Source organism: Citrobacter amalonaticus, assembly GCF_037053465.1.
GTDB classification, from domain to species: Bacteria; Pseudomonadota; Gammaproteobacteria; order Enterobacterales; family Enterobacteriaceae; genus Citrobacter_A; species Citrobacter_A amalonaticus_H.
In genome coordinates this window covers 268435-286608 of record NZ_JBALIF010000001.1, presented here as the reverse complement: position 1 = coordinate 286608, position 18174 = coordinate 268435, and the positions used below count along the sequence as shown (strand labels likewise).

Sequence of the window (18174 nt, the reverse complement as noted above, 5' to 3'; positions counted from 1 at the left end):
CCACATCACCGGGGGCTTCCCTCCGGTGATGAGCAAATGAAGGAGGAATAATGGCAAACCCAACCGTAATTAAGCTTCAGGATGGCAACGTAATGCCCCAACTGGGGTTAGGCGTATGGAAAGCCGGTAACGACGAGGTCGTCTCCGCCATTCATAAAGCACTGGAAGTCGGTTACCGGTCTATCGATACCGCTGCCGCTTACAAAAATGAGGACGGCGTTGGCCACGCATTAGCCAGCGCGGGTCTTCCCCGCGATGAGCTGTTCATCACCACCAAACTGTGGAATGACGATCAGAAACGTCCCCGCGACGCATTGATGGAAAGTCTGGAAAAACTCCAGCTCGATTACCTCGATCTGTACCTGATGCACTGGCCGGTTCCGGCAATCGATCACTATGTGGCCGCCTGGGAGGGCATGATCGATCTGCAAAAAGAGGGACTGATTAAAAGCATTGGCGTATGTAACTTCCAGGTCAACCATCTCCAGCGCCTGATTGATGAAACGGGCGTCACGCCAGTGATCAACCAGATCGAACTGCATCCGCTGATGCAACAGCGCCAGCTCCACGCGTGGAATGCGACGCATAAAATTCAGACGGAATCCTGGAGCCCGCTGGCACAGGGCGGCGAGGGCGTGTTCGATCAGAAAATCATCCGCTCCCTGGCAGACAAATACGGAAAAACGCCGGCACAGATTGTCATCCGCTGGCATCTGGATAACGGTCTGGTGGTGATTCCGAAATCCGTCACGCCATCGCGCATCGCGGAAAACTTTGACGTCTGGGATTTCCGCCTCGACAAAGACGAATTAGGTGAAATTGCGAAACTCGATCAGGGCAAACGCTTAGGTCCCGACCCAGACCAGTTTGGCGGCTAATTCCCTTCTCTCATGCCCGGCGTCCCGTCGGGCTTTCTTATTGAAACATTCAGAAACAATTGATACACATTATCCGGTGTATTTTCCCCGACTCTCCATGCAGCATTATCTCCATATAACCTTATAATTATCAATGGTTATTATGCTTTAGCACCAAACCATACTCAATATCTATAGGTGTCAAATCGTGGCGGAAAATAAACCTCAAGGCGTCAAATGGCTCCCATTAATTCTAATTATTATTATTGCAGCCGGACTCTGGCAACTCACCCCACCCACCGGGTTAAGTGCCCCAGCCTGGCATTCGGCAATAATCTTCGTTGCCACGATTGCCTCCATTGTCGCGAAAGTCTTACCGATCGGCGCAGTGGGCATTATCGGGATCACCGTTTTTGCCCTCGCCTATGCCGCAGGGGATAAAACCGCCAGCGGAGCGATTACAACCGCCCTGAGCGAATTAAACAGTTCGCTTATCTGGCTTATCGTCGTCGCGTTTATGATCGCCAGGGGCTTTATCAAAACCGGGCTGGGTCGGCGTATCGCTTTGCAAATGATCCGCCTGCTGGGAAAAAGAACGTTGGGACTCGCCTACGGTCTGGCCTTTGCCGATCTGATCCTCTCCCCGGCCATGCCCAGTAATACAGCCCGCTGCGGCGGCGTTATCTATCCGATTGCGGATTCACTGGCGCGCAGTTTCGATTCTCGCCCGGAAGACGAGTCACGGAGTAAAATTGGCACCTTTCTGATTACCTGCATCGGTAACGTCAACGATGTTACCGCCGCCCTGTTTATGACGGGTTATACCGGCAACCTGCTGGCAGTAAAGCTTGCAGCAAACGCTGGAGTGACGCTGACATGGGGCAGTTGGTTCATGGCTGCACTGTTGCCCTGTCTCGTGTCACTGCTGATGGTTCCCCTGCTGGTTTACTGGCTGACTCGCCCGGAAATCAAACATACTCCTGATGCCCCACAACTGGCACGCAACGAACTCGCGCAAATGGGACGCATGTCACGTGGCGAGTGGCTCATGCTGGGCACCGTCGGCGTACTGCTGATTCTGTGGATTTTTGGCGATGTACTGGGCGTGGATGCTACGACAGCGTCATTCGTGGGTCTCTCCATTCTGCTGTTGAGCGGTGTCCTGAGTTGGGAAGATGTCAAAAGTGAGAAAGGCGCATGGGACACACTTATCTGGTTTGCCGCGCTGTTGATGATGGCGAACCAGTTGAAAAAACTGGGCTTCACCACCTGGTTTGGCAATCTGATTGGTGACAGCCTTGCCAGCACCATGCATGGCACAAGCTGGGTGATTGTCCTGTTATTACTGAATGCGGCCTATTTCTATACCCACTACTTCTTTGCCAGCGGCAATGCGCAGATCGCCGCACTGTATGCTGTTTTTCTTGGTGTGGGGCTGCACCTGAATATTCCGGCTGCGCCAACAGCGCTGATGCTGGCCTTCACCAGCAGTCTGTATTGTTCGCTGACCCAGTATACCCACGCTCGCGGCCCCATTTTATTTGGCGCCGGATACGTGCCAACGGGCGTCTGGTGGCGGACAGGTTTCGTCATTAGCCTCTTTAATCAGGCGGTGTTTTTGATCGTCGGTCTGGCGTGGTGGAAAGCGTTAGGGTTGTATTAAGACAAAAAAAGCGGCCAAAGTAGCCTGAATTCCTGATATGCAGATAAAGGCCCGGTCGGTCCAAAATGACCGGGCCTTTAATGTTAACGTCCCGCCACTTTACCGCGTTTTTTATTGGCAGCAGGCGTCTGGCGTTGATGCGCCACCGGCGTATGTTTGGTCAATGCCGGACGGGTATGGCGATTCTGCCGACGCGCTTCACGCATCTCTTCCAGCGTCGGTGCCGGCACCAGACATTCGCGGCGTCCACCTATCAGGTGTTTTTTACCCATCTCTTCCAGCGCCTGGCGGATCAGCGGCCAGTTAGCCGGATCGTGATAACGCAGTAAGGCTTTATGCAGACGTCGCTGCTTATCGCCCTTCGGCACCACCACATCTTCACTCTTATAACCAATTTTACCCAGCGGGTTTTTGCCGGTGTAATACATGGTTGTCGAGTTTGCCAGCGGCGATGGGTAGAAGTTTTGTACCTGATCGAGACGGAAACGATGTTTCTTCAGCCACAGCGCCAGGTTCACCATATCTTCGTCGCGCGTTCCAGGGTGCGCGGAAATGAAATACGGGATCAGATACTGCTCTTTGCCTGCCTGTTTCGAATAGAGATCGAACAACTCTTTAAAGCGGTCATAGCTCCCCATGCCCGGCTTCATCATCTTCGACAGCGGCCCCTCTTCCGTATGCTCCGGCGCAATCTTCAGATAGCCACCCACATGGTGCGTCGCCAGTTCTTTGATATAGCGCGGATCTTCCACGGCAATGTCGTAACGCACCCCGGAGGCGATCAGGATCTTCTTGATACCTTTCAGATCGCGCGCGCGACGGTACAGATTGATCGTCGGCTCGTGGTTGGTATCCATATGCGGGCAAATATCCGGATAAACGCACGACAGGCGGCGGCAGGTCTGTTCCGCGCGCGGTGACTTACAGCGCAGCATATACATGTTGGCTGTTGGTCCGCCGAGATCGGAGATCACTCCGGTAAAGCCAGGAACCGTGTCGCGGATTGCTTCAATCTCATTGATGATCGAATCTTCTGAGCGGCTCTGAATAATGCGCCCTTCATGTTCGGTGATCGAACAGAACGAACAGCCGCCGAAGCAGCCGCGCATGATGTTGATCGAAAAGCGGATCATCTCGTAAGCCGGAATGCGGCTGTTACCATAGGCCGGGTGTGGTACACGCTTGTACGGCAAGGCAAAAACGCTGTCCATCTCTTCGGTTGAAAGCGGGATCGCCGGCGGATTAATCCAGATATAGCGATCGCCATGCTTTTGCATCAGCGCGCGCGCACAACCCGGGTTGGTTTCATGATGCAGGATACGCGAGGCGTGGGCGTACAGCACTTTATCGCCCTTCACTTTTTCGAAAGACGGCAGCAGAACGTAGGTTTTTTCCCACGGTTTTGGACGCGGCGGCTGCACGGTAACGGCTTTCGCCTCCTGCTTTTTCGGTGCGACCGGTTTGTTGTCAGCGCACGGCAAATCTTCACCATACGGATGCGGGATTGGGTCGATTTTTCCCGGCGTGTCCAGGCGCGTCGAATCGACACCGCTCCAGCCAGGCAGCGCTTCTTTCACCATAATGGCGGTGTTACGCACATCGCGGATTTGGTCGATGGTTTCGCCCATCGCCAGTCGGTGCGCCACTTCCACCAGCGGACGCTCGCCGTTGCCGAACATCAGCATGTCGGCTTTGGAATCCACCAGCACCGAACGGCGCACAGTATCCGACCAGTAATCATAATGCGCGGTACGGCGCAGACTGGCTTCGATCCCTCCGAGGATCACCGGCACGTCTTTCCAGGCCTCTTTACAGCGTTGGGTATAGACAAGCGTGGCGCGATCCGGGCGTTTGCCCGCCACGTTATCCGGGGTGTAAGCATCGTCATGGCGCAGGCGGCGATCGGCGGTATAGCGGTTAATCATCGAGTCCATGTTGCCGGCAGTGACGCCGAAGAACAGGTTCGGCTTGCCCAGACGCATAAAATCGTCTTTGCTGTTCCAGTCCGGCTGGGCGATAATCCCCACGCGAAAGCCCTGCGCTTCCAGCATACGGCCGCAAATTGCCATGCCAAAGCTGGGATGATCAACGTATGCATCGCCGGTAACCAGAATGATGTCGCAGCTATCCCAGCCAAGTTGGTCCATTTCGTCGCGTGACATCGGCAAAAACGGTGCCGGGCCAAAACAGGCCGCCCAGTACTGAGGCCAGGAGAAGAGATCTCTGTCTGGCTGGATCAGGGATATTGCGCTCATAGTGCTTCCAGAATTGGTAAAAAAATAATCAAAGGCCGGGGATTATACGCTGTATGTCGGCAAGAAATGAAGTGCAGTCTGAGCCAGACGAGTAGAAAGATTTAATAAGTTGTTAAATTTTACTACGCTCATTTTGAGAGATCATTATTAACGCCATGCCGACCAGTTGAAGTCACTCTTTATCGGCGGGGGATTATTCATTGCGACTCAACGATTCACTGCATATTTCTCAGTTACGGGTTGTTGTTCACCTTTGTGGATTTTTGGTTCTTCTTTACAGCTTTTCCATGCTGCCACCGATGGCCATCGCTTTGTTGAATAAAGAGCGGAGCTTTTTCGCTTTTTTTAGCACATTCATGACGTTCTTTACCCTCGGAGGCGGCGCCTGGCTGGCCACCAGGCATGCGGGTATTCAACTTCGAACCCGGGATGGCTTCGTCATTATCGTTCTGTTCTGGCTGCTGTTTTCGCTTATCAGCGCGATGCCAATGTGGATGGACGATAGCTTAAATCTCTCCTTTGCCGATGCGTTGTTTGAAGGGGTTTCAGGCATAACCACCACCGGCGCAACCGTGATTGACAACGTCAGCGCCTTGCCGAAATCGTATCTTTATTATCGGGCCCAGCTCAATTTTATTGGCGGCCTGGGGGTTATTGTCCTCGCCGTGGCGGTGTTACCGCTGCTGGGTATCGGCGGCATGAAGCTGTATCAGTCTGAAATGCCGGGTCCCTTTAAAGAAGAACGCCTTACGCCGAGGCTGGCTGATACCGCACGTACGCTATGGCTAACCTATGTCGTTTTAGGTCTTATCTGTACTCTGGCTTATTGGGTTGCCGGGATGTCGTTTTTCGACGCCTTATGCCACGGGCTGTCTACAGTCTCTCTCGGCGGATTTTCTACCCGCAGTGAGAGCATCGGCTTTTATAACAGCCACGCTATTGAGCTGGTCGCCGGGCTGTTTTCACTGCTGTCGGCGTTTAACTTCACCCTCTGGTACGTTGCTATCGTGAAACGCACCTTCAAGCCCTTTCGTCGTAATGCCGAATTGCGTTTCTTTCTGCTTATTGCGCTGGTTGTCACCCTCATCGCTACCTGGCAGGTGTGGCGGGCGGGCATGTACGGAATAACGGACAGTCTGGTGCATGCCTTTTTTCTCGCCAGTTCCATGCTGACAGATAATGGCCTCTCGACCGCGGATTACGCACAGTGGCCCTCGCACACGATCTTCATGCTGCTCAGCGCCAGTTTTTTCGGCGGTTGTGTGGGTTCGACCTGCGGGGGGATTAAGATGTTGCGCTTTTTGATTATGTTCAAGCAGTGCCGTCAGGAGTTACACCAGCTCGCCCATCCTCGTGCTCTACTAAATATCAAAGTGGGTAACAGCGTAGTAAACGACCGCGTGGTTCGTTCGGTATGGAGCTTTTTCTTTCTCTACGTTTTATTTACCAGCTTTTTTATCTGGGCGCTCAATCTGATGGGCTACGATCTCTTCTCCTCATTCGCCACCGTCGCCGCCTGCATAAATAATATGGGGCTGGGATTTGGCGTCACCGCAACGACGTTTGGTACATTGAATGAGGAGGCAAAGCTGCTGATGTGCGCGGCGATGATCATGGGGCGTCTGGAGATTTACCCCATTCTGATCCTATTCTCACGCATGTTCTGGCGGGCATGACGGAAACTCCGGCGCATTACGGCGCAGGATTCACCAGAATCTGGCCGATGGAACCCCGGTCCGCCATTTCCAGCGTCTGGCTGTTGAAGTAGAACGGGAAATGCGCCCAGGACGGCTGTCCGTAATACACCAGCAGTTCCACTTGTCCATCCACCCAGACGGTGTCTTTCCAGCCGCGATCTTCCGGGAAGGGCATCGCGCCATTGACGTTTCGCACGAGAAACGACACCCCTTCGATGTGGAATGACTGCGGCATATCGGCACGCACCGTCCAGCGCTCCCAGGAGCCTTGCTGGGCGGTCACATCAATGCGGCTCACATCCCACAATTGTCCGTTAATGCCCGGGTCGTCGCCGAGGCTGATATCACGACTGCGAATTGGCGTGCCGCTCAGGATTTCGCCCGGTAGCAGACGCATCGGCAGATTGTCAGTCACCAGCGGCAACAGGCCAGTGGGGCGCAGCGTCAGCACCAGCGTGGAAACCAGAATGCTCGACGGCTCAAAGAAACCGCGGATCCGGTCGACAATGCTTGCCGCTTCGCCACAGGTAATCGACACTTCATCGCCGTTGGTCATATCGACGAGGATTTCACGGCGCTCGCCTGGGGCCAGCGACAGTTGCTTCACCGAAACTGGCGCAGGTAAAAAGCCCTGATCGCCTGAAATCACATGCAGCGCACGGCCATCGCTCATCTGTAACTGATAACGGCGCGAATTTGAGGCGTTCAGCAAACGCAGACGTACCCAACCCCGGGAGACGTCCACGTAAGGACTTTGCGCGCCGTTGACCAACAGCGTATCGCCGACAAAGCCGCCGCTGCCAGGCTCGCTGTACTCCGGCGACCCAAAGTTATCCAGCCGCTTATCCTGAATAATAATCGGGAAGTCGTCGACGCCGTAATGGTTGGGAATCGGCAGTGATTTACTGACGTCGTCTTCCACCAGCCACATCCCGGCAAGACCGTTATAAACCTGCTGAGCGGTTCGGTTTGGCGTATTAGCGTGATACCACAAGGTGGCGGCGCTCTGGCGGATAGGCAATACAGGCGCCCAGTCCGCGTTTGGCGACATCATCCGCGCCGGACCGCCCATCAACGGCCCAGGCACCTGTAAACCAGCGATGGTCATCGAGACGTTCTCGGCCAGACGGTTACTGTAAATCAGCTTAACGTCATCCCCTTTCCAGACGCGGATCGTCGGTCCCAGGTAACGCCCGTTAATGCCCCACACTGGCGCGCGCGTGCCCGGGGTAAATGACCAGTGCGTACGTTGCAGCGTCATGAACAGCGGCTGGCCCCGACGTGACTCCAGCAGTGGCGGAACGGGCAGCGGCTGTTGCTGACCGGCAGCATGGGCCCTCAGCGGAACGGCACCTGCACAGAGTGCAATTCCCGATGCCTGAATAAACTGACGCCGACTGAGTGACATATAAGCTCCATGTAAAACTGGCTAAATAACGCGCGAGAAATCATTTCCCACAATACTGACGGACAACTCAAACTTTGCCAGCGGCTTCCCGTTCGGCAACTTCTTTGTCGAGTTCAGCAATCTTTTGTTCCATTAGCGAACGGCAATGGGCGGCCAGTTCACGCACCTGATCTTTGCCATACTGACTGACATCCACAGGCGGCAGCATCTCGACAATCACCAGACCATTCTTAAGACGGTTGAGTTTAATTTTATTCGAGGTGTTGGAAACGCACACAGGAATAATCGGGACGCCAGCAGCAATCGCGGCATGAAACGCGCCGGTTTTAAAGGGCAGCAGACCGCGTCCACGGCTACGGGTGCCTTCCGGAAACATCCAGATAGAAATACGGCGCTTTTTAAAATGGTTCACCACTTCAGCAATGGTGCCGTGCGCCTTCGCCCGGTTGTTACGGTCGATAAGCAGGTTCCCGGTCAGCCAGTAGAGTTGGCCAAAAAACGGGATCCACAGCAGGCTTTTCTTCCCGACCGTCACCGTTGGCGGCTGAACGATATTCGCGGCCGTCACCATATCGTAGTTATTTTGATGGTTAGCGATATAGATAGCGTTGCCATAGCTTTCGGCATCCGCAGGTTTGCGGCACTCCACCTTCAGACCGAACAACGGCGCCAGACGACCAAACATGTGGCCGAAGGTAGCAACATGTTTTGGGTTACGCGGGCTGAACAGGCAGTAAACAGAGCCGAAAACACAAACCAGAATGGAGTAAATAACAGTAATAATAAATCGAAAAATAAATAGCATAACAACCTCTGAAGGCCTAAGAGCCCGGGATTCTACGTCACCTGCTGTCAGCAGGTTAGGGTATTGTTAATGTGGCTCTCTGGAAAACTGTATTGTTAATCGCTACTCACGAATAAACAACGGTTTTACGGGAAAATTTACTGTCATCCGGCAGGAACGAAGGCACGTCCCTTGTGGACGGGAACGTCTTATCCGGTCCACAATGGGCATCTGCGTAGGCCGGATAAGGCAAAGCCGCCATCCGGCATTTCACGCAAATTACTCTTCGCTGTCACCCTGAGCGGCGGAGCGCGGCGAATCAATGTCGATACGATCGATTCGTTGCAGGCCGCGCATCAATGTGCCACGACGACCACGTTCACCGCTCACTTTCTGCAACTCTTCAGGACGCAGTTTGATCTTACGTTTACCCACGTGAATGGTGAGCGTACTTTGCGGCGGCAGAACGTACAATAACGCCAGCGCATCTTCGCCACGCGCCGCTTCCGCAGAAGGGATGTTGATGATCTTGTTCCCTTTGCCTTTCGACAACTGCGGCAGATCGCTTACCGGGAACATCAGCATGCGCCCGGCCTGTGTAATAGCCAGTAGCATGTCCGTTTCATCTTCAATCACCACCGGCGGCATGACGTGGGCATTTTCCGGAAGCGTAATCAACGTCTTACCGGCACGGTTACGCGCCACCAGATCGCTGAAGGTACAGACAAAACCGTAACCCGCATCCGACGCCATCAGCAGTTTCTGCTCATCGCCTTCCATCAGCATATGCTCAACGGTCGCCCCCGGCGGCAACGTCAGCTTACCGGTCAACGGTTCGCCCTGACCGCGCGCCGACGGCAGCGTTATCGGGTCAATGGCGTAGCTGCGTCCGGTGGTATCAATAAATACCACCGGCTGATTGCTCTTACCTTTCACCGCCGCTTTAAAGCTATCGCCAGCCTTATAGTTCAACCCCTGAGCGTCAATATCGTGGCCTTTGGCGCTACGTACCCAGCCCATCTGCGACAACACGATGGTAACTGGCTCAGACGGCAGCATGTCGTGTTCGCTCATCGCTTTCGCTTCTTCACGCTCATGCAGCGGCGAACGGCGGTCATCACCATAGGCATCGGAATCCGCCTGCAGCTCTTTTTTCAGCAGCGTATTCATTTTGCGCTCAGACGCGAGAATGCCCTGAAGCTGATCGCGTTCTTTTGCCAGCTCATCCTGCTCGCCGCGGATCTTCATCTCTTCCAGTTTGGCGAGATGGCGCAGTTTCAGTTCGAGAATCGCCTCAGCCTGCGTTTCGGTGATGCCAAAACGCGACATCAGCGCCGGCCTGGGTTCATCTTCCGTCCGGATTATCTCAATCACTTCGTCGATGTTGAGAAACGCCACCAGCAAACCTTCGAGGATATGCAGGCGTTTAAGGACTTTTTCCAGACGATAGTTCAGACGGCGGCGTACCGTATCACGACGGAACGCCAGCCATTCAGTGAGGATCTCCAGCAGGTTTTTCACCGCCGGACGACCGTCCAGACCAATCATGTTGAGGTTAATACGATAGCTCTTTTCCAGATCGGTCGTGGCGAACAGGTGATTCATCACCTGCTCCATATCCACGCGATTGGAACGCGGCACGACCACCAGACGAGTCGGGTTTTCGTGATCGGATTCGTCACGCAGATCGTCAACCATGGGCAGCTTTTTATTGCGCATCTGCGCCGCGATTTGCTCCAGCACGCGCGCGCCGGAAACCTGGTGCGGCAGCGCGGTAATTACCACCGCGCCGTCTTCTTTCTTCCACACCGCGCGCATGCGCACGGATCCGCGTCCGTTTTCATAAATCTTACGAATTTCGGCGCGAGAGGTAATGATTTCCGCTTCGGTAGGAAAATCCGGCCCCTGGACAATATCTAACAACTGATCCAGCGAGGTTTTCGGCTCTTCAATCAGGGTAATAGCGGCTTTCGCCACTTCACGCAGGTTGTGCGGCGGAATATCCGTCGCCATACCCACTGCGATACCGGTTGTACCGTTCAGCAGGATATTCGGCAAACGCGCAGGCAGCATCTTCGGCTCCTGCATCGTTCCGTCAAAGTTTGGCACCCAGTCCGCGGTTCCCTGTCCGAGTTCGCCCAGCAGCACTTCGGCGTATTTTGACAAACGGGATTCGGTATAACGCATCGCCGCGAACGATTTCGGATCGTCCGGTGCCCCCCAGTTTCCCTGTCCATCCACCAGTGGATAGCGGTAAGAGAACGGCTGCGCCATCAGCACCATGGCTTCATAGCAGGCGCTGTCGCCATGCGGATGGTATTTACCCAGCACGTCACCGACGGTACGGGCAGATTTCTTAAATTTGGCGCTGGCATTCAGCCCCAGCTCTGACATCGCATACACGATGCGGCGCTGAACGGGTTTCAGACCATCACCAATAAACGGCAACGCCCGGTCCATGATGACGTACATGGAATAGTTCAGATAGGCGTTTTCCGTGAATTCATGCAGCGCAAGGCGCTCTGCCATATCGCTCATTTATCGTGATTCCTCAACTGTAAGCCCGCCAGATACCCGGTATCTTTTCAGGCAATATTGCCGCAGATACTACCTTATCTCACGCGTTGAGTCACAAAGAAAAGGGCCGCGAACGCGGCCCTGATGGGGATTATTTATTCACTTTATTGATTTGCTTCACGTCGATTTCAACGGAATTCCAGTCTTTGTCCACTTCGCCCTGAATTTCAACGGTATCCTGCGGGGTGACCGTCACGCCATTCCAGCGTTTATGATCGATATCGACATTGATAGTGCCCGTTGCGTCTTTAAACAGGTAGAGATCATCGGACAGACGTTTAACGATGTTGCCACGCAGCGTCACCCACGTATCATCACGCATGGATTTCGCACTTTCTACCGTTGCGCTGCTGCCGTTAGGTCCGACAAAGCCGCCGTTCTGCGTTTGCGTTTGTGTCTCAGTCGGGCCGGAAAATCCACCCTGTTGCGCTGCCAAAGCCGGTGTTGAACAAAGCGCCATAACAGTAATAATTGCAGCCAGTTTCTTCATGATTTTTTTCTCCCTTTGATGTGATTACCCCTTCATTAAACACGGCAATTCTTAACGAGTTCTTAAGGCAAAAAAAAGTATTGTTTTTGCTGTACATCACCGGTGACATCAGGGTTTACTTGCCTTTATTACGGCTGACGCAGGGATGAAAACATGCGAATTTTACTGGTTGAAGACGATACGTTAATTGGCGACGGTATTAAAACAGGATTGAGTAAAATGGGTTTTAGCGTCGACTGGTTTACCGACGGTCGTCAGGGGAAAGAAGCGCTCTACAGCGCCCCTTACGATGCGGTGATCCTCGACCTCACGCTTCCGGGAATGGACGGTCGTGACATCCTGCGCGACTGGCGCGAACAGGGAAAACGAGAACCGGTGCTGATCCTCACGGCCCGCGATGCGCTGGCCGAACGCGTTGAGGGACTTCGCCTCGGCGCGGATGATTACCTGTGTAAACCTTTCGCCCTGATTGAAGTCGCCGCCAGACTGGAAGCGCTGATGCGCCGCGCCAACGGCCAGGCCAGCAGCGAACTGCGCCACGGGCAAGTAACCTTAAATCCAGCCAATCTGGTCGCGACGCTGGCGGGCGAACCCTTAGCGCTAAAACCCAAAGAATTTGCGCTTCTGGAATTGCTCATGCGCAATGCCGGGCGCGTGCTGCCGCGCAAACTCATTGAAGAGAAGCTGTATAACTGGGACGAAGAGGTCACCAGTAATGCTGTTGAAGTTCACGTTCATCATCTGCGACGCAAACTGGGCAGCGACTTCATTCGCACCGTTCACGGTATCGGCTATACGCTCGGCGAGGTAGCACAGTGACTCGGCGACTTAGCCTGCGCGTCAGGCTGACCCTTATTTTTCTGATTCTGGCGGCAATCACCTGGGCGGCATCCAGTTTTGTGGCCTGGAAAAAAACCACCGACAAGGTTGATGAACTGTTTGATACCCAACTGATGCTCTTCGCCAAGCGGCTGATTACGCTTGATATCAATGAACTGAATGCGACTGAGCGGATGGCGCATACGCCGAAAAAATTCAAACACGGTCACGTCGATGATGATGCATTAACCTTCGCCGTCTATACCACCGACGGCAAGATGGTGCTCCATGACGGTGACAACGGTCAGGACATCCCCTACAGCTACCGCCGGGAAGGATTTGATAACGGGAAGCTCAACGACGATAACGATCTGTGGCGTTTTATCTGGCTCACGTCAGCCGATGGCAAATATCGCATCGTGGTCGGTCAGGAGTGGGAATACCGTGAAGATATGGCGCTGGCGATTGTAACAGCCCAGTTAGTCCCGTGGCTTATCGCCCTGCCGCTGATGTTACTAATTTTGATTATACTGCTGCACCGGGAACTCCTGCCGCTGAAAAAGCTGGCGCAGGCGTTACGCTTACGCGACCCGGAGTCCAGCGAACCGCTCAGTTCGCAAGGGGTGCCAAGCGAAGTCCGCCCCTTAGTGGAATCCCTTAACCAGCTCTTTAGCCGTACTCATAACATGATGGTGCGCGAGCGCCGTTTTACGTCAGATGCCGCCCATGAACTGCGCAGCCCGCTCGCGGCGCTGAAAGTGCAGACCGAGGTGGCGCAACTGTCTGGCGATGACCCGCAGGCTCGTGAGAAGGCGTTGCTTCAGATGCACGCGGGGATCGAGCGCGCCACCCGGCTTGTTGACCAGCTCCTGACGCTCTCCCGTCTTGACTCGCTGGACAACTTGCAGGATGTGGCGACACTTTCGCTTGCAGACGTTCTCCAGTCCGCCGTGATGGATATCTGGCAACCCGCCCGCCAGGCGCAAATCGACGTGCGTTTGCAGATCAATGCGCAGAATGTGACGCGCACCGGGCAGCCGCTGCTGCTGAGTCTGCTGGTGCGTAATCTGCTGGATAATGCCATCCGTTACAGCCCGAAAGGTAGCGTGGTTTATGTCACCCTTGATGCGAATCGTTTTACTGTCCGGGATAACGGTCCTGGCGTCACACCTGAAGCGATGGCCCACATTGGCGAACGGTTTTATCGCCCACCAGGCCAGCAGGTGACCGGCAGTGGCCTGGGCTTGTCGATCGTCCGACGTATCGCCGCCCTGCACGGTATGACGGCCTCATTCGGTAATGCGCCAGAGGGCGGTTTTAGCGCCACCGTGCAGTGGTAGCGACCATTATTGCAGTATGCGCAAAAGACTTTGCACATTTTGCTAATTTCACCGTACCGTCCGTTGGCGTAAAATTGGCCGCAAACGCATTCTCCGGAGAAAAAAATGAGCAACATCCTGATTATCAACGGCGCAAAAAAATTCGCCCACTCCAATGGTCAACTGAATGACACGTTGACAGAAGTCGCAGACGGTACGCTGCGCGATCTCGGACACAGCGTCAGAATCGTCCGTGCGGATGGCGAATACGACGTGAAAGACGAAGTGCAGAACTTCGTTTGGGCTGATGTGGTGATCTGGCAGATGCCCGGCTGGTGGATGGGGGCGCCGTGGACCGTGAAAAAATACATTGATGATGTGTTTACGGAAGGTCACGGCACGTTATACGCCAGCGATGGCCGTACCCGTTCAGACGCCTCGAAAAAATACGGTTCCGGCGGCCTGGTTCAGAGAAAAAAATATATGCTTTCTCTGACCTGGAACGCCCCAATGGAAGCGTTCACCGAGAAAGATCAGTTCTTCCACGGCGTAGGCGTAGATGGCGTTTATTTGCCGTTCCATAAGGCGAACCAGTTCCTCGGAATGGAAGCGCTGCCAACCTTTATCACCAATGACGTCATCAAAATGCCGGATGTTCCGCGCTCCATTGCAGAATATCGCGAGCATCTGAACGCGATTTTTGGTTAACTGGTCATCTGGAATTAGAAGGAGTTAACCATGCTTACCGTCATTGCTGAAATCCGCACTCGTCCAGGTCAACATCACCGTCAGGCGGTGCTGGATCAGTTTGCGAAAATCGTTCCAACCGTGCTGAAAGAAGAAGGCTGCCACGGCTACGCGCCGATGGTGGATCATGCGGCTAACGTGAGTTTTCAGACCACAGCGCCAGATTCAATCGTGATGATTGAACAGTGGGAAAGCATCGCGCATCTTGAAGCGCACCTGCAGACCCCGCATATGAAAGCTTACAGCGAAGCCGTTAAAGGCGATGTGCTGGAAATGAGTATTCGTATTCTGGAATCGGGTATTTAAGCGTACCGCATAGCGCCGGGTCGACAAGCGATGCCTGACCCGGCAAAGCGCTGTCAGGGCAGCGCTTTTTTCAGTCTCCGCACGGCTTCTTCAAGTTCATCCGCCGTCGGGGTGGCGAAAGACATACGCAGCGTCCGTTTGTCCGGACGATCGCTGTAGAAAAACTCTCCCGGAACAAAGACCACTTTTTCCTGCAAGGTGCGCGAGAGCCATACCGTGGTATCAAAATCGTAACGGAACGAGCCCCACAGGAACATCCCGCCCTGCGGCATATGGAAAGCGATATGCTCGCCCAGTTCGCTACGCATTGCATCCGCAAGGACATTGCACTTCTCGCGGTAGGCCTGACGTATTAACTGAATCTGTTCCGCCAGACGCCCTAATGACAGATAACTGGCCGCCATCGCCTGGGAGTGCGCACTGGTATGCAAATCAGTCGCCTGTTTAACGATGGTCGCTTTTTGCCGGATCCACTCAGGTAAAACCACCCAACCGACACGCAACCCGGGCGCCAGAATTTTGGAGAAGGTTGAAGTGTAAATCACGTGTTCCGGACAACCGGCGTCTTCGGCGTGCTGAAAAAGCGTTTTATAGGTCTTGTCGGTAAAATTGATCTCGCCATAGGGATCATCTTCGATGATGACAAAATCATGCTGCTTCGCGAGTTGAACCAGCTTCTGCCGGCGGGCATCACTCAGAACGACGCCGCCAGGGTTACCAAAGGTCGGCACGATGTACACGACTTTGATCGTGTGGCGTTGTAACAAGACTTCCAGCTCGTCAACGATCATGCCGTCTTTATCGGTTCCGACAGACAATATATCGGCCTGAGACAACTGCAAAACCTGTAATGCGGCAAGGTAGGTCGGGCGTTCGACCACCACTTTATCACCCGGATTGACCAGCGTTCTTGCCAGAATATCCAGTGACTGCTGGGAACCATTGGTCACCAGAATCGCCTCCGGTGACGCCTGGATGCCACGTCCCCGGCATAGCTGGCTGATTGCCTCGCGCAGAGGCGGGAAACCTTCACTCAGACCATACTGGAACGCGTCCAGAAACTGCGTTTCCATCATTGTGCGTGTGGCGATTTCCAGACCGGCCTTATCAAACAGTTCCGGGCTGGGAATACCGCCGCCCAGCGAAATCACCCCGGGCATTTTGCTGTGTTTGAGTAATTCCCGAATCGCAGAGGGTTTAAGGGCATCAACGCTCTTAGCCAGATGTGTGTTGTTCATCGTGTTTCCTTGTTATGTTTTTGGCGTCCATCCCCGGCAACGTGCCACAATCTGTCGACATAGCCGGAAGAGCGCATAAACGCCCACGCCGGCTAACAGATGATTACCCGTCGATATCCGCGAGATCGCCTTTTTCTTGCAGCCAGTTACGACGGTCTTCGGAACGTTTCTTCGCCAGCAGCATATCCATCATCGCATTGGTACGCTGATCGTCTTCATCGTCGATAATGAGCTGGACTAAACGGCGGGTGTTGGGATCAAGCGTGGTTTCCCGCAACTGCATCGGGTTCATTTCACCCAGCCCTTTAAAGCGCTGTACGTTCGGCTTGCCTTTCTTACGCTTCAACTGTTCCAGTACGCCCGCTTTCTCTTCTTCCGTCAGCGCGTAATACACTTCTTTGCCCAGATCGATACGGTATAACGGCGGCAGGGCGACATAGACGTGTCCGTGCTTCACCAGCGTGCGGAAATGCTTCACAAACAGCGCGCAAAGCAGCGTGGCAATGTGCAAACCATCGGAGTCCGCATCCGCGAGAATACAGATCTTGCCGTAGCGTAGCTGGCTCAGGTCGTCGCTGTCCGGATCGATACCGATCGCCACAGAAATATCGTGGACTTCCTGCGAGGCCAGGACTTCATCCGAAGAGACTTCCCAGGTATTCAGGATCTTACCCTTAAGCGGCATGATCGCCTGATATTCACGGTCGCGCGCCTGTTTCGCAGAGCCGCCCGCCGAGTCCCCTTCCACGAGGAACAGTTCCGTACGATTGAGATCCTGGGCGGTACAGTCCGCCAGTTTTCCCGGCAGTGCCGGCCCGCTGGTCAGCTTTTTACGTACCACTTTCTTCGCCGCACGCAGTCGACGCTGAGCGCTGGAAATCACCATTTCCGCCAGCAGTTCCGCAGACTGCACGTTCTGGTTCAGCCACAGACTAAAGGCATCTTTCACCACGCCAGAAACAAATGCCGCGCACTGACGCGAAGAGAGACGCTCTTTGGTCTGCCCGGCGAACTGCGGATCCTGCATTTTGACCGACAGCACATAAGCGCAGCGATCCCAGATATCTTCTGCCGAGAGCTTCACGCCACGTGGCAAAATGTTGCGGTATTCGCAGAACTCGCGCATCGCGTCGAGCAGCCCCTGACGCAGGCCGTTAACGTGCGTCCCGCCCTGCATCGTTGGGATCAGGTTAACGTAGCTTTCAGTCAACAGTTCGCCGCCTTCCGGCAGCCACAGCAGCGCCCAGTCAACGGCTTCGGTATCACCGGCAAAATTGCCGATGAACGGTTTTTCAGGCAGCGTTGGCAGACCATTGACCGCTTCGCCCAGATAGTCGTTCAGACCATCCTGATAGCACCAGCGCTGTTCGCTATTGTTGACTTCATCTTTAAAGGTGATTTCCACGCCAGGACACAGCACGGCTTTGGCTTTTAGCACGTGCGTCAGGCGGGAGACGGAAAAACGTGGACTATCGAAAAAAGTTTCGTCCGGCCAGAAATGAACGCTGGTGCCGGTGTTGCGCTTACCGCATGTCCCGACAACCTGCAGATCCTGCACCTTCTCGCCGTTCTCAAAGGCAATGTTATATATCTGCCCATCACGACGCACATTCACTTCAACGCGCTTCGACAAGGCGTTGACCACTGAGATGCCCACGCCATGCAGACCACCCGAGAACTGGTAGTTCTTGTTCGAGAACTTCCCGCCCGCATGCAGTCGACAAAGGATCAGTTCCACCGCGGGAACGCCCTCTTCCGGGTGAATATCCACAGGCATCCCGCGACCATCATCAATGACTTCGAGCGATTGATCGGCGTGCAGAATGACATCCACACGTTTTGCGTGGCCTGCCAGTGCTTCATCCACACTGTTATCAATCACTTCCTGCCCAAGATGGTTGGGGCGGGTCGTATCCGTGTACATCCCTGGGCGACGGCGTACCGGCTCAAGCCCAGTGAGTACCTCAATGGCATCAGCGTTATAAGTTTGCGTCATGGTTTCAATAGCAGTTCG

General features: G+C 54.3%; 14 protein-coding genes. 7 read left to right on the top strand and 7 right to left on the bottom strand.

Translation table 11 applies throughout. The features are described 5' to 3' along the window. The first annotated feature begins 50 nt into the window (after positions 1 to 50). Together dkgA and WB371_RS01345 are read left to right on the top strand one after the other, a co-directional pair. The gene (dkgA, locus tag WB371_RS01350) at positions 51 to 878 is read left to right on the top strand and encodes a 2,5-didehydrogluconate reductase DkgA (RefSeq protein ID WP_336218331.1); all 828 of its coding nucleotides are present in this window, start codon (positions 51 to 53) and stop codon (positions 876 to 878) included. 187 nt (positions 879 to 1065) lie between these two features. Continuing rightward, the gene (locus WB371_RS01345) at positions 1066 to 2520 is read left to right on the top strand and encodes a DASS family sodium-coupled anion symporter (protein WP_420704023.1); all 1455 of its coding nucleotides are present in this window, start codon (positions 1066 to 1068) and stop codon (positions 2518 to 2520) included. Positions 2521 to 2603: 83 nt separating this feature from the next. On the opposite strand, the gene WB371_RS01340 is transcribed toward WB371_RS01345, so the two are convergent. After that, positions 2604 to 4775 (bottom strand): YgiQ family radical SAM protein, encoded by a 2172-nt coding sequence (locus WB371_RS01340; protein WP_336218330.1) that lies wholly within the window; start codon positions 4773 to 4775, stop codon positions 2604 to 2606. Between the two features lie 200 nt (positions 4776 to 4975). Here WB371_RS01340 and WB371_RS01335 point away from each other — a divergent pair, with 200 nt between their 5' ends. Beyond that, positions 4976 to 6451, top strand: a complete 1476-nt coding sequence (locus WB371_RS01335) for a TrkH family potassium uptake protein (protein WP_336218329.1) — start codon at positions 4976 to 4978, stop codon at positions 6449 to 6451. Positions 6452 to 6467: 16 nt separating this feature from the next. Here WB371_RS01335 and ftsP read toward each other — a convergent pair whose 3' ends face one another. The 4 genes from ftsP to WB371_RS01315 all read right to left on the bottom strand — a co-directional run bounded on the left by ftsP (position 6468) and on the right by WB371_RS01315 (position 11731). Then, positions 6468 to 7880, bottom strand: a complete 1413-nt coding sequence (gene ftsP, locus WB371_RS01330) for a cell division protein FtsP (RefSeq protein ID WP_336218328.1) — start codon at positions 7878 to 7880, stop codon at positions 6468 to 6470. 67 nt (positions 7881 to 7947) lie between these two features. After that, positions 7948 to 8685, bottom strand: a complete 738-nt coding sequence (gene plsC, locus WB371_RS01325) for a 1-acylglycerol-3-phosphate O-acyltransferase (protein ID WP_336218327.1) — start codon at positions 8683 to 8685, stop codon at positions 7948 to 7950. A gap of 258 nt (positions 8686 to 8943) precedes the next feature. After that, complete coding sequence (parC, locus tag WB371_RS01320; RefSeq protein ID WP_336218326.1) at positions 8944 to 11202, bottom strand: DNA topoisomerase IV subunit A; 2259 nt, start codon at positions 11200 to 11202, stop codon at positions 8944 to 8946. Positions 11203 to 11332: 130 nt separating this feature from the next. Next, the gene (locus WB371_RS01315; protein WP_336218325.1) at positions 11333 to 11731 is read right to left on the bottom strand and encodes a YgiW/YdeI family stress tolerance OB fold protein; all 399 of its coding nucleotides are present in this window, start codon (positions 11729 to 11731) and stop codon (positions 11333 to 11335) included. Between the two features lie 153 nt (positions 11732 to 11884). Between WB371_RS01315 and qseB the strand changes: the two genes are divergently transcribed. The 4 genes from qseB (at position 11885) to WB371_RS01295 (ending at position 14922) form a co-directional block, all read left to right on the top strand. Next, entirely contained in the window at positions 11885 to 12550 is a 666-nt protein-coding gene (gene qseB, locus WB371_RS01310; protein WP_336218324.1) for a quorum sensing response regulator transcription factor QseB, read from the top strand. Next, the gene (gene qseC / locus WB371_RS01305; protein WP_336218323.1) at positions 12547 to 13890 is read left to right on the top strand and encodes a quorum sensing histidine kinase QseC; all 1344 of its coding nucleotides are present in this window, start codon (positions 12547 to 12549) and stop codon (positions 13888 to 13890) included. Before qseB ends, qseC begins: the two co-directional genes overlap by 4 nt. A 105-nt stretch (positions 13891 to 13995) precedes the next feature. Next, a complete protein-coding gene (locus WB371_RS01300) occupies positions 13996 to 14577 on the top strand; it encodes an NAD(P)H-dependent oxidoreductase (protein WP_336218322.1) in 582 nt (193 codons plus the stop codon). A gap of 30 nt (positions 14578 to 14607) precedes the next feature. After that, positions 14608 to 14922 (top strand): putative quinol monooxygenase, encoded by a 315-nt coding sequence (locus WB371_RS01295; RefSeq protein ID WP_336218321.1) that lies wholly within the window; start codon positions 14608 to 14610, stop codon positions 14920 to 14922. Between the two features lie 53 nt (positions 14923 to 14975). Here WB371_RS01295 and WB371_RS01290 read toward each other — a convergent pair whose 3' ends face one another. Both WB371_RS01290 and parE read right to left on the bottom strand, forming a co-directional pair. Next, positions 14976 to 16160 (bottom strand): PLP-dependent aminotransferase family protein, encoded by a 1185-nt coding sequence (locus WB371_RS01290; RefSeq protein ID WP_336218320.1) that lies wholly within the window; start codon positions 16158 to 16160, stop codon positions 14976 to 14978. A gap of 103 nt (positions 16161 to 16263) precedes the next feature. After that, entirely contained in the window at positions 16264 to 18156 is a 1893-nt protein-coding gene (gene parE, locus WB371_RS01285) for a DNA topoisomerase IV subunit B (RefSeq protein ID WP_336218319.1), read from the bottom strand. Positions 18157 to 18174 lie beyond the last annotated feature (18 nt).